A 13,058-nucleotide genomic window follows, 5' to 3' on the forward strand; every position below is an offset into this window, starting at 1 on the left:
ATATATGAAAAACATATTTCAAATTGAAATTATATCACAATATTTTGTAAATGAAAGTTATTTTTTTCTAAGTTGCAAAATGTCCACATTTCCGAAAACACCCTACTTCTAATTAACCCTCTTTTTGCAGTTTGTAAACAAAATTTCCGATTCGTTCCAAAGCTTCATTCAATTGGGTCACTGAAGTGGCATAAGAACAGCGCAAGAAACCCTCTCCCTGTGGGCCAAACACGTTACCAGGAACAGCAGCAACTTTATTTTCGGTCAGGAGACGTTCGGCAAAAAGATCAGAGTTTAGGCCTGTATTTTGAATACTCGGGAATGCATAGAAGGCCCCCTGAGGTTCATGGCAATCCAGGCCGATGTCTCGGAATCCCTGTACGATAAGACGTCTGCGCTGATTGTAGGATTCGACCATGCGGTCTTTCTCTCCCAGTCCATTTGTTAGTGCCTCCAGCGCCGCGACCTGTCCCATCGCTGGAGCACACATTACGGTATACTGGTGGATTTTCAACATGGCTGCGATAAGTTCCGGATGACCACACATGTAACCAATCCGCCAACCTGTCATGGCAAAAGCTTTGGAGAAGCCGCTCACCAGAATCGTGCGCTCCTTCATATCCGGGATCGAAGCGAAGCTGACATGTTTTTGAGTATACGTCAGTTCTGCGTAGATTTCGTCAGCAATGACGATCAAGTCATGCTTTTTAATGACTTCTGCGATGGGCAGCCAGTCTTCGTACGTCATAATCGCACCGGTCGGATTGCTTGGATAACACAAAATCACCACTTTGGACTTGGGTGAGATGGATGCTTCCAGTGATTCCGCAGTCAATTTGAATTGGTCTTTGGCATACGTTTCGACACCTACAGGAATTCCTCCGCCAATTGAAGCAATTGGTGAATAGGCTACATACGAAGGCTCCGGAATGAGAATCTCATCTCCTGGCACAATTAATGCACGCAGAGCAAGGTCAATCGCTTCACTGCCGCCTACCGTAACAATAATTTCATCCTTGGGATCGTACTTGGTATCAAATTGAGTATCCAGATAATAACTGATGGCTTCTCTCAATTTGGGCATCCCAGCGTTGGATGTATAACTTGTCATACCTCTCTCGAGGGAGTATACGCAAGCTTCACGCATATGCCAAGGCGTAACAAAGTCAGGTTCTCCGACACCGAGCGTAATGATATCCTTGTTGTCACCAACCAGGTCGAAAAATTTCCGAATCCCGGATGGGGGTATCTGCTGAACCAGAGGTGCCAGATACGAGGTCATCTTCTTGTTGTTTCCTGTTGTCTGTTCATTCACTATCATGACACATCTTCCTTTACGGCGAGATCATGAGACGGTTATCTTCCTGATGGTCTTCGAAAATGATCCCGTCCTGTTTATATTTTTTAAGAATAAAATTTGTTTTGGTTGAAAGCACAGAATCAATTGGAGACAGCTTCTCCGATACAAAGTTAGCGACTTCACGCAGGTTGCCACCTTCTACTTCTACGAGCAGATCGTATGCACCTGACATAAGATAGACGGATTTCACTTGTGGATATAAATAAATGCGTTCGGCGATACCCTCAAAACCACGACCACGTTCCGGTGTGATCTGTACTTCAATCAGGGCTGTCACTTTCTCATCGTCGATTTTGCTCCAGTTAACCACCGTAGCATACTTTACAATAACGTGGTCCTGTTCGAGCTGGGCCACAGCGTTCTTGATCTTGTCTTCAGACTCCCCAAGCAGTGTAGACAGCAGCGCCGGAGACCTTCTTGCGTCTTCCTTCAGCAGATCCAGAACTTTTAATTGCAGATCGTTCAAATCTTTCATGACTTTCCCTCCAGCGTCATCCAGGTTCCTGAAAATGAATTAATACTTATATTACATGAATTTAACGTCTGTGCAAAGCTAAAAACCGCCTGCCCTCAATTCAGGCAAGCGGTGGTATGGTCTGGACAATCTGTGCTTTAATCCTTATTCTCCGTTATGCTTCAACCTGTTCGCAAAAAGGTTACATGTAATAAGGGTTACCGTAATTAGGTTGATGCTGAGGCACATTCGGTGCCTGGCTATATGGACTGGACAGCGTATTCTTTTCCTGAATGAACTGATGGCATTTTTGCTGCGTTTGTTGTGCAGACTGAATCGTTTTGTCCAGCTCGCTCCGAGCGGCTTTGGAAGATGCGGAATACATGTTGTTCTGCTGCATCAGGTTAAACAGCTCTCCTTGCAATCTAAGGGTATCGTTCGTGAGATCTGTAAACATTCTGCGGGTAACAGGGCAGGAAGATTCAGTCGTTGCTGTAGTATATTCACGGGAAGTTCGTCTTAAATCCGCAAGAATCGACTTCAGCAGATCCTGCTCCTGCATAAAATTTCCACCAGATGACAAAGATTGAGAGTACACGCGGTTTCCTCCTATACATTTAATATCTTGGGACTACCTAAGACTGTGTTGGTGCAAGGGACTGATGCTGCTGAAGAGCATTGACGAGCGTGTTCAGATGCTGTTCATGTGAGCGTACATACTGATTCAGAGCTTGCTGGATTTGCGGGTTATGTGTGATGGAAGCTGTTGCTGCACACTGTTTGATCAGCATTTCTTCATTGGAGATCGAATCCGCAATATAGTTCAGTTCCTTGGGGCTAAGCGCCTGCATCTGCGTATTTTGCATGTGCTTTTTTCCTCCTTAACCTAAAGTTAATGCGAATTTATTGTTACCTTGTCCTGCAAAAGTATACTTATTTAACAATCCAAACCGAGGTGAGTCATGATGGAACTTATTAATGGCAATACATTCTGGCCAAAAACCTTTACATCCCATTTCAATTACCCTGCTCTTGAGGGCGAGATCTCCTGTGACTGTCTCATTATTGGTGGTGGGATGGGAGGAGCACTATCTGCCAAGCTGTTAACCGATAGAGGTTTGCATACTGTTGTGATTGATAAAAGAGAAATCGGTCATGGCAGCAGTATGGCAAACACCGGACTACTTCAATATTCCAATGACAAAACGCTTACTTCCTGTATAAATACCTTTGGCGAACAACGCGGGGTTCGTTTTTATGAACTATGCCGTACTGCCATGAGGCAATTAGAAGAGACCGCTTCGAGTCTCGATCTTGATCCATGGTATATTCCTCGTAACAGTTTGTACTGTGCAAGCCTTGAAGAAGATGTCGCTCTTTTGGAAGAAGAATACCATACGCTCAAAACCCATGGCTTCGATGTTGAGCTGTGGAACCGGGACAAAATTAGTACCCACTTCCCATTCAGCAAACCGATGGCGCTGTATACCCAAGGAGATGCCGAAGTTAACCCTTACAGGCTGGTACACGGCCTCCTGCAGTCTGCTTCAAAAGAAGGAGCTCAGGTGTACGAACGGACGGAGATGATCCATTGTGAATATGGTGAAGAAGGTGTCCTCTGTTACACTCCGAACGGAACAATTCGCGCCAAGCAGGTTATCTTCTCTACGGGTTATGAGACCCAGGAGATCAAAAATGACCGTGGTGCATATCTGAAGAGCACTTATGCGATTGCAACCAAGCCATTAAGAGATCTTAGCAGCTGGTACAATCACAGCATGATATGGGAAACGGCCCGTCCATATTTATACATGCGGACCACCCCAGATGGCAGAATTATTGCCGGAGGTCTCGATGAGGAAATTCCGCGTGAAGATCAGCGTGCAATTCGGGCCGAGCATAGGGGCGAGGATTTACTTAAAAAGGTATCTAACTACTTCCCACTTCCGGATCTGGAAATAGACTATGCCTGGGAAGCTGTATTCGGCAGCACCCATGATGGACTTCCGCTGATTGGCCCGCATCCTGAATACCCGAACTGTTACTTTATCGAAGGATATGGGGGCAACGGGACAGTATATAGCATGATTGCTGCATCCATTCTTGCGGACGTGATTACTGGGAGCCATAACGAAGACATGGAACTGTTCTCTCTGACCAGAACCACTAAACCTTCCCCCGTGTAAAATAGAAAAAGGTGCAGATCAGGAATGGCTTTCCTGAATCTGCACCTTTTTCTGTTGTGACCAAAACGGATCAGGACGCTGGCTTACCCTGCTCCGGCCCTACTAACAATTTACGCATAAAGACCCAGCCGACCAATGGGAAAGCTCCCAAAACCACAATGAGCCAGGTTAACGTACGAAGTGAAGGGCCATTCATTACAATAATGATAAACACCGCAAGACCAGCTAGGCGGCCTGTCATCAGACAGAGCTCCCTTAAAACGACAAGTTCAACCCTTTTCTCCACATTTTCGCCGCTCATGCCCATCAAGTCGAATCCTGCCGCAATCATGGGCAGCATGTATAACGGCATGGCCAGCGCTGAGCCAACCCCCATAATCAAAAGTGTGCCATAGCTTACCTTCCAGATCAGAGGCAGAAGAACGAGAAATAATATAATTGCCCCCGTCAGCATACCTTTCGATCTATAATGCGGTTTGAACCACTTGCCCGCCATCCAATAACTGACCAAAGCTACGGCGGATGTAATTAATGAGAACTGACCCAGCTTGTACTCCTGTTCCGTGGCTACATAAACGAGCAATGCAATTAGAAAGGCGAATACGCCCTCCCTTACACCTTGGGCAGCCAATCCTAGCCCCAGCGGTCTCCACTCGCTGCCTGATCTTGATAATTGCTGCCAGGGTTCCGACCAGCGATAGGTGCCGCTTACTTTTCTCTTTTTCAAAAAAAAGCTGAAGACAACGGCAATCACGTATATCACAAGTGACACGGTAAAAATGAGCCGATAACCCGAATTATCCGCCATCTTCGAGATAATCAATCCCGAGAACCAGGGACCAATGATTCCTGTCATGGAGCCCAACAACCCGACCCATCCATTGAACAGGTCCCTGTTCTCCCGGTCCGTTACTTCAAAGTACACCACATTAAAAGCGATCCAGAACAGACCCAGAGCACATCCGAGCAATATGCCGAGTGGCCATATCCAATCCACCGCTCGTGGTCCAGCCCACAGAACAAGCATATAAAAAATGCCAGACAATGCTGTGCCTAGACGCAGCGCACTCATTTTATTATGTTCTTTGACCCATTTACCGGCTAACCAGAATGTCAATCCAAGTGCAAGCTGTTGACTTACTGTAAACCATCCCAGCATCGCATAGTCCGGACGGCTCTTCCATAGATATACATTCAGAAATGTCCCCGACAAAGCTCCGGCTAACACAAACAATCCATTCACGCCCAGAAGCAGAATGGATTGTCGGCCCAGAGATATCTTCATCTGCTCCCTCCTTATTCCGCTTGAAGTCAGCGCTTCGCGGCAAGTCTCAGGGTTAACGTACCCCAAGCAGAGGAAAAACATGACGAATCTCAGGAATATTTCATTTTAATGGAGTGGAAATTACTTCTTGGCGCTCAGATTTTGAATCAGGCGCAGACGATCATCTTCAGACAAACTATATTGAACTTGGAAACAGCCGGAGCAGACATACATTTGTACTGTAAATGGTGCATCCAGCAGGGAATCTGTTCTTGAAACCGCGTTAGCTACAGGAGTGAATGTGTCCTTCGTGGACGTTTGTGTACCTGCGAGAATCATGAATTCACGGCAATGTGGACATTCCGGTACTTCTTCCTGCAGATCCAGCTGTTTCTCCACACCTTCTTCATATAGGATTAGATCATTTCCATCGTCCGCATATTTGGTTAGTGTTCGCAGTTCAGGCAATTTCAGTTCGACTTCATCTCCCCACAATGCCGTGAGGTCAGTGGTTTGATCGCTGTCCTGAGCATCATCAACATCATAAATATCGCCGGCCTCATCTTCGTCCTCTTCTTCTCCAATGTTGATGTTCAGCGTACGATAACCCTTCAGTTCATTGTGACAATAGGGACACTCTTCTTCAGGGCCCAATTCCTCATCCCATACAATCTCGGTGTGACACCACGGACATACTGTTGTTTCCAATTGAATCAACCTTTCTTTTATACAATCTTATTGTCAGGTGTTCATGACGTATATTACACCGATAGCAAAAAACACAATAGAAGCCGCAAACAAAATTCGGATCAATATCTTCATGCCAGGTCCCCCTACATGATGCTCGCGCCGATGACAAATGACAACGAGACAGAAATAATCATGGATATCAAGCCCACTGCCCGGTTATCCCGCTCAATTTCCTTGTCAATGGAGAATACCGGTGTCAGAAACTCAAACAGAAAATAAGCAATAAGCAGTAGAGCAAAGCCCACAAACGACCATGTCATGGCTTCATAGACAGAAGACTTGGCCTGTATGCAGAATCGAAGCACATTGCAGATTCCGAAGATCTTGCCCCCCGTAGCCATGGCAACAGCCACATTGCCTTTCTTGATCTCATCCCAACATTTGTATTTGGTTACAAGTTCAAAACAAGCCAGAAACACAAGCAGCTCCATTATGGCTACCGAGAAAAACCCGAGTACCATCCCCAAGGGATGAGACAGCAATTGGTCAATCGTCCCTTTCACTCACTGTTCCCCTTCCCTGTCCCACTGCCCCTCTCACCACGCAGTGGAACACCGTTGTTTCAAGGTCCGGCTATTCCAATTCTGCAACCGTTACGCCGTTTCCGCCTTCTCCGTAATTGCCCAGCCGGTAACTTTTAATATGTTTATGCTTACGCAGATAATCCTGAATACCGGAACGCAAAATTCCCGTCCCTTTACCGTGAATAATATAGATCTGACCCAGATTCGCCAGGAAGGCTTCATCGATAAAACGGTCCGTCTCCATCAATGCTTCCTCCAGATTGGTTCCTCGCAGATCAAGTTCGCTCTTCACGTTGTCATCACGTGTACGCTTCATGCTAGTGACCGGTTTCTGCTTAGGCTTGGCTTCTGGCGCAGATTGCTTCAGTTCCAGATCATCCAGGGATACTTTCATTTTCATAATCCCCAGCTGTACTACTGCTTCTTTGGTTCCCGATAATTCCACGACATGCCCTTTTTGGTTCAAGCTGTACACATGAACTTCATCCCCTGGGCCGATCGCCCGGGTTTTTGGTGCTGATGGAGTACGCTTCACTGTCTTTTTGCGTCTCTCCGGTTCAGCTTCATCCAGCTGTTTGCGGGCAGCAATCAGCTTATGCTCTTTCACGGATGCGCCTTCCTCCATCGCAAGCTGACGCAGGTCCGCAATAATTTTCTCTGCTTCGGCTCTCGCCTTGTCCACGATGTTACGAGCATCTTCCTCTGCTTTTTCAATCCGGCGTTCACGCTGCTGCTCCAGCTTCTCCAGCTCGGACTGATGACGACTGCGCAGTTTCTCCATATCCTGACGCAGTCGCTCGGCATTTTCCCGTTCCTGCTCGGCTGTAAGCCGGTTTTCTTCCAGGGAAGCAATCATGTGTTCTACACGCTGATCCTCTTCCTTCACTTCGCCACGGGCGTAGTCCAAAATGTATCCTGGCAAACCAAGGCGCTCAGCGATCGCAAATGCGTTGCTTCGTCCCGGAACACCGACCAGTAAACGGTAGGTCGGGCTTAGCGTATTCACATCAAACTCCATGCTGGCATTAATGACACCTTTGCGTTCATAAGCATAAGCTTTCAGCTCACTGTAGTGTGTTGTCGCGACCATGCGGCATCCTGTCTGATGCATATGTTCCAGAATGGAGATTGCCAGTGCCGATCCTTCGGCAGGATCCGTTCCTGCACCAAGCTCGTCAAGCAGCACCAGACTTTTGGTAGTCATATTTTTCAGAATTCGGATAATGTTCGTCATATGGCTGGAGAACGTACTCAGATTTTGCTCAATGCTCTGCTCGTCCCCAATATCGGCATAGATTGCGTCAAATACACAGAGCTGACTGCCATCTTCAGCAGGAACGAACAAGCCGGACATCGCCATCAGGCTTAGTAATCCAATCGTTTTGAGTGTTACGGTTTTACCACCCGTATTCGGCCCTGTCACAATAATGGATGTATAGTCATTGCCCAGTTCAATGTCCGTCGGCACCACATTTTCAATCGCAATCAACGGGTGGCGACCTTTTTTGAGCTTAATAAACCCACGATCATTCATGCGCGGCAAGGTGGCCTTTAATTCACGGGCATGCCGTGCTTTGGCGAAGATAAAGTCCAGGGAGCCCAGCAAATCGACATCATACAACAGCCACTCACCCTGCTCACTGACAAGTGCTGTCAATTTCTGCAAAATCACTTCAATTTCGCGTTCTTCCCGGATTCGGGTCTCACGCAATTTATTGTTCATCGCTACGATAGACTCTGGTTCGATAAACAGCGTGGCTCCTGAACCGGACTGATCGTGTACGATTCCGCCGAAATATGAACGATATTCCGCTTTTACCGGGATAACGAATCGGTCTCCACGAATGGTGATCAGCTGATCCTGAAGCATTTTGGATACGGTGGAGGAACGGATCATGGAGTCCAGTTTCTCACGGATTCTGGCTTCTCCCCCGCGCAGCTCACGTCGGATCTGGGCCAAAGTTACACTGGCACTATCCGCCACTTCTGCATTGTCATCAATACAGACGCGAATCGCGTCTTCCAGTGCTTTTTGCTCTGACAACTGATCACTGATAAAGAACAGGGACTCAATCTTCTCATCTTCGTGAAGAGCGGCAATCTGGCGTTTCAAACGGCGAGCAGCCAAGGTTGTATTGGAAATCCCGAGAAGTTCATGCGGATTCAGGGTTCCTCCAATTTCGGCCCGTTTGACGGATGCCGTGATGTCCACAATGCCTCCAAAAGAAGGCGACCCTTTCAGACGATCAAAAGTGAAGGCTTCATCGGTCTGCTGGAGCAGCCGTTTTACTTCTTCCAGTTCACTGATGGGTTCCAGTTGTTCCGCTTTCTTCTTACCCATGGTTGTTTGGGCATAGCTTTGCAATGTATTTAAAATTTTGCGGTATTCCAGTGTGTGTAAAATTTTCGTGTCCAAGTGTACAACTCCTTCCAAACTATATCTGTATTATAACGAAAGAAACTTTACTGCGCTATTTAACGAATCCTTCCACACATAAGTTCTGACATCATGCCGCAAACTACAGGTGTCAGGATTTTGCAACCTCTCCATGTGTGATGGTTCCAAAAGCATAATCCGATCTGAACTTAAAGGAGGTAAACACGTTGAACTTCTTGGGACATGTCGTACGTTTTATCATCGCTGCAATCGTATTAATGATTGTCAGCTGGATTGTTCCTGGATTTGCCGTCGGTGGTTTCTGGAGCGCTCTGCTGCTTGCTCTGGTTATTGCGCTGCTCGGCTGGATCATTGAAGGCGTCTTTGGCAAAAGGGTCACTCCTTTTGGTCGCGGAATCGTCGGCTTCATTGTCAGTGCATTGGTGATCTGGCTTGGTCAATATATTGTTGACCATGTCGAAGTTAGTTTGCTTGGCGCTATTCTTGCTGCGTTGGTGATTGGGATTATCGATTTGTTCATTCCGGTATCCACACCTTTTGAAGCAGGACGAAGCTCCAAGAATAACTAAGAAGCATCTAATCATGCAACTGCATGCAACACCTGCGATTTTTCCTTCAACCTCTGATGGCCATATGCCAGAAGGGGTTTTTTCATTTCCATAACCTCTCGGTCATTCCTCAAGATTAGAGAGAGAACCTTACTAACTAATCTTCAAAAAAACGACATAGCCTTCATGTACAGGCCTTACCATTTTGCGGTATGATGACTTGAGAAATGATTAAAATTTCATCTATATCATGCTTAAGGAGGCTCATGATGAAAAAGACTATGGCTTGGCTTGCAGCCTGCATGTTAATTCTGGTTCTCGCCGCTTGCGGAGGAAGCAAACCATCTGCAGACTCGGGCAGCAGCGGTGAATCCGATGCTGAAGTAACCGCAAGTGAGGAACTCGTCATTAAAGCGAGCAACTATGAATTTGACCAACCGGAATACCATCTTAAAAAAGGGGTCCCTGTTAACATTGTTTACGAAAACGTCAATGGTAATCATGGCATTCTCGTTCCTGAGCTGAATCTTCAGCTGGACACCAGAAACAGCTCTAAGGTCATTACCCCTGACAAGGTTGGAGAATTCGAGATGTCCTGCTCCGTGTTCTGTGGAAGTGGACATAGCAGCATGATCTCCAAAATTATTGTCGAAGAATAAGTCCCAAGACAATGAGCCCCCGTAACGACGGGAGCTCTTTCTGTATTATAACAAATTATACAATCGTTCGATGCCCATGATTTTAGTTATGATCTGATGCCCTTAGGTCTGATCCTGTTCAATCAATTCGATCCATTCGTTATATTCCGTCTGCAATTTCGTATATTCATCCCGCAGCTGGCGATACTCCATGTTCAGCTGCTCTGCCTTCTCCTGCTCCATTTCGCGTTCAACCTGCAGCAGTCTAAGCTGATTCGCAGCGAGTTCGTAGCGCTCACCAATCTCCAGCAGTTCATTTTCCATCGTTTGTTTCTCTTCTATGGCTTCGTTACGGAGCTTATCGAGCTGCTCACGCTCCTGTTCTAGCGCCTCTACCTTTTCAACACTGGCGGCACTTTCCTTCTGCCAAGCATTCAATTCATTCTCAAGCAGGTTCCAGCGTTCCTGCCAGGATTGCTCCTGTACGGCCCATTCATCTGCACGACGCTGCCAGACCTGGTCCTGCTGCTCGGCTTGTTCCACACGAGAGAGTAACCCGGTTTCCCGCTCCTTTAACTCATCCAGTTGTAATATAAGCTCTGCCTGTTTTGCAGACAACTCTTCATGCTTAATCTGCCATTCAAGTGCTTCTTCCTCTGTCTGTGCAAGCAAGTTCCTTTGTTCTGCGATTTGCTCAGTTAGCTTGGCAGCATGCTCGCCGGATGTTGCAATTGCTTGTTCCAGTGCCTGCTTTTCTTGATCCAGTTCAGCCAGCTTGCGCGTGTGATTTTCCTCCCGCTGCAATGCATCCCCATAATCGTTGCGGATTTGTTTATAGGATTCCTGAAGTTGGTTTAGTTCTTCACGGATCCGGTTCAGCTCCTCTTCAAGCTGTTCGCGCTCCTGCTGCACACGACTTGCCTGTTCGTTATAGCGATTCGCTTCTTCTCTGTAACCACGAGCTTCTTCCTTAACCACGGTTAATTCATCATGGAGGGACTGTACACCAGACTCCAATGTTTCATTCTGTTCTGCTGCCTCAAGCACCTGAGTCTCCAGCTCTCCCATTTCGACAAGGCGCTGTTCGGCCAGGTCTTTCCATGATTTTTCGCTTTCGGTAAGCGTGCTGATTTCATTCTGCAGCGTTCGTACGGCAGCATGAGCCTGCTCCAGAACTTTCTGCAATCTTCGTTGTTCATTCTCGGACTTCTCTTCGGCTTCACGAAGCTTCTGAATATCTTTTTCAAGCAGTCCATGCTGCTCCTGAACTTTCCGAAGCTGTGCTGCAAGGGAAGTTTCTCTCTCCACCGTCTCGTTGTATTGTTGTTTCCATTCCTGCTCCGTTTCACGAGACTTTTGCAAAGCGATTTCCGTTTCACGTAGCTGCTCTTGGAGCTGGGTACTGTCTTCCTTCAGCTGCCCCAACTGCTGTTCGAGTTCCGTTATGCGACGAGCCTGAACTTCCTGATCCTGTTTGCGCTGTGCTTGTTCCTTGCGCAATGCATCCTGCTCAGCGCGTTCCTGCTGGAGCTGCTGTTCCTGATCAGCAGCCACTTCCTGTGCCTCTTCAAGCTGCTTGCGTATATCCTTAAGCTGGTTCTCAATTTCCGCTACACGACTCTCAGCTTGTGTGCGCTCGTTTTCCAGCTGCTGCAGCAGTTTCCCTCGTTCTTCCTGCAGTTTGGCCTCAGCATTAGCTGCGGCTTCTGTGAAATGAGAAGCTGCCTCGGCTTTTACTTGTTGTAATTGCTCCTCATAGGCTGCTTCTTTTTCCATCCATTCCAATTCGGCCTGCTCTGAAGATTCGTGGAAATCGGCTTTTAGCTTTTCGATCTCTGTTAAGTGTTCCTCTTTCGTTTGTTGTAGCTGTGATGCCTGCTCTTCCTGGACCTTGCCAAGCTGGAATCTTAATTGCTCTTCTGCCTGCTGCTTCGCCTCTTGCAAACGCTGATCCGTTTGGGATTGAAGTTCACGGTATTGAAGCTCAGCCTCTTCCTGAACCTTCTTCAATTGACTCTCAGCCTGTTCCAATTCGGACAAAATCGCAGCCTCGGCTTCTTCTTTGGCTGCCTGTACCTGCTGTGCTGCCTTTGCCTCGATTTTCTGGCGTTCTGCGACAGCACGACTCTCCGCTTCCTTCATCTGGGCTGCTGTTTTATCCTGCAGTTCCTTGTACTGTCCTGCTGCCTTCGCCTGGCTCTGCTGCAACTCGGCTGCAGCACGTGCTTGTACTTCTTTTAGTTGGGCTGCTGTTTTATCCTGCAGTTCCTTGTACTGTCCCGCTGCCTTCGCCTGGCTCTGCTGTAACTCAGCTGCAGCACGTGCTTGTACTTCCTTCAGCTCTGCAGCTGCCTGTGCCTGAGCCTGCTTAAGCTGGTTGGCCGCCTTCTCTTCGGCTTCTTTCAAGCGCAATTTCATCTTCTCTTCGGCTTCCTTCAGCTGCGCAGCAGTCTGTGACTGCAACTTTTGTTCACGGGCTGCAGCCTGACTTCGTTCCTGTTCAAGCAATGATTGCAGCTTGTTTACTTCATCCTGCTTCTCGGATTGCAGCTTCGCCATAGCCTGCTCTGCCTCAGTCTTCTGCTTGGTCGCTTCAGCCAGCGCCTGGTCACGACGCTCCAGCTCCTTCTGATGTTCACTTTGAATGGCATTCAGCCTGTTCAATTCATTTCGAAGTTCTGTCCGTTCACCAGTCAGCATTTTCAGTTCATTACGGATCTCCTGGGTCTGAAGAGACTGTTCAGCCATATGTACAGCCGCCAGTACCGCAATACGCGGGGTATCCAGACGGGAATGGCTCTTGGAAATTGCGCTCATGCGCTCATCCACCAGATTAGCTACTTGTTTCATATAGTCGGCACTGCTGCCAACCAGTTTATAGGAAGTCCCGTAGATCTCTACGGTGACGCGTGTACGATCAGGTGTAGTCACAGTTG

At 47.4% G+C, this 13,058-nt stretch carries 12 protein-coding genes; 3 read left to right on the plus strand and 9 right to left on the minus strand.

Translation table 11 applies throughout. From position 1 onward, the window contains the following. Positions 1-112 precede the first annotated feature (112 nt). From AC3WQ3_RS15460 to AC3WQ3_RS15475, 4 genes are all read right to left on the minus strand, one after another. Positions 113-1,321 (minus strand): aminotransferase class I/II-fold pyridoxal phosphate-dependent enzyme, encoded by a 1,209-nt coding sequence (locus AC3WQ3_RS15460; protein WP_336779353.1) that lies wholly within the window; start codon positions 1,319-1,321, stop codon positions 113-115. Between the two features lie 13 nt (positions 1,322-1,334). Beyond that, positions 1,335-1,835 carry an Lrp/AsnC family transcriptional regulator gene (locus AC3WQ3_RS15465; protein ID WP_095288304.1) on the minus strand — a complete coding sequence of 167 codons (501 nt, stop codon included), beginning with the start codon at positions 1,833-1,835 and terminating at the stop codon, positions 1,335-1,337. A 181-nt stretch (positions 1,836-2,016) separates the two neighbouring features. After that, positions 2,017-2,412 carry a spore coat protein gene (locus AC3WQ3_RS15470; protein WP_492472694.1) on the minus strand — a complete coding sequence of 132 codons (396 nt, stop codon included), beginning with the start codon at positions 2,410-2,412 and terminating at the stop codon, positions 2,017-2,019. A 37-nt stretch (positions 2,413-2,449) separates the two neighbouring features. Next, complete coding sequence (locus AC3WQ3_RS15475) at positions 2,450-2,680, minus strand: hypothetical protein (RefSeq protein ID WP_095359106.1); 231 nt, start codon at positions 2,678-2,680, stop codon at positions 2,450-2,452. A 99-nt stretch (positions 2,681-2,779) separates the two neighbouring features. Between AC3WQ3_RS15475 and AC3WQ3_RS15480 the strand changes: the two genes are divergently transcribed. Next, on the plus strand, positions 2,780-4,000 hold the full coding sequence (locus AC3WQ3_RS15480; protein WP_492472695.1) for an NAD(P)/FAD-dependent oxidoreductase: 1,221 nt from the start codon (positions 2,780-2,782) through the stop codon (positions 3,998-4,000). A 70-nt stretch (positions 4,001-4,070) separates the two neighbouring features. On the opposite strand, the gene AC3WQ3_RS15485 is transcribed toward AC3WQ3_RS15480, so the two are convergent. From AC3WQ3_RS15485 to AC3WQ3_RS15500, 4 genes are all read right to left on the minus strand, one after another. Further along, complete coding sequence (locus tag AC3WQ3_RS15485) at positions 4,071-5,285, minus strand: MFS transporter (RefSeq protein ID WP_492472696.1); 1,215 nt, start codon at positions 5,283-5,285, stop codon at positions 4,071-4,073. Between the two features lie 120 nt (positions 5,286-5,405). Then, positions 5,406-5,972 carry a hypothetical protein gene (locus tag AC3WQ3_RS15490; RefSeq protein ID WP_127539414.1) on the minus strand — a complete coding sequence of 189 codons (567 nt, stop codon included), beginning with the start codon at positions 5,970-5,972 and terminating at the stop codon, positions 5,406-5,408. 125 nt (positions 5,973-6,097) lie between these two features. After that, positions 6,098-6,517, minus strand: coding sequence for a DUF350 domain-containing protein (locus AC3WQ3_RS15495; protein WP_164764308.1), 420 nt, complete (start codon positions 6,515-6,517; stop codon positions 6,098-6,100). Between the two features lie 70 nt (positions 6,518-6,587). Continuing rightward, the gene (locus AC3WQ3_RS15500; protein WP_492472697.1) at positions 6,588-8,954 is read right to left on the minus strand and encodes an endonuclease MutS2; all 2,367 of its coding nucleotides are present in this window, start codon (positions 8,952-8,954) and stop codon (positions 6,588-6,590) included. Positions 8,955-9,142: 188 nt separating this feature from the next. Here AC3WQ3_RS15500 and AC3WQ3_RS15505 point away from each other — a divergent pair, with 188 nt between their 5' ends. Together AC3WQ3_RS15505 and AC3WQ3_RS15510 are read left to right on the plus strand one after the other, a co-directional pair. Further along, positions 9,143-9,505 carry a phage holin family protein gene (locus AC3WQ3_RS15505; RefSeq protein WP_336779351.1) on the plus strand — a complete coding sequence of 121 codons (363 nt, stop codon included), beginning with the start codon at positions 9,143-9,145 and terminating at the stop codon, positions 9,503-9,505. A 248-nt stretch (positions 9,506-9,753) separates the two neighbouring features. Continuing rightward, positions 9,754-10,143, plus strand: a complete 390-nt coding sequence (locus AC3WQ3_RS15510) for a cytochrome C oxidase subunit II (RefSeq protein WP_336780206.1) — start codon at positions 9,754-9,756, stop codon at positions 10,141-10,143. Positions 10,144-10,245: 102 nt separating this feature from the next. Here AC3WQ3_RS15510 and AC3WQ3_RS15515 read toward each other — a convergent pair whose 3' ends face one another. Further along, positions 10,246-13,053, minus strand: a complete 2,808-nt coding sequence (locus tag AC3WQ3_RS15515) for a hypothetical protein (RefSeq protein WP_336779350.1) — start codon at positions 13,051-13,053, stop codon at positions 10,246-10,248. Positions 13,054-13,058: the final 5 nt, after the last annotated feature.

The sequence above is a fragment of the Paenibacillus sp. FW104-T2 genome (assembly GCF_058789975.1).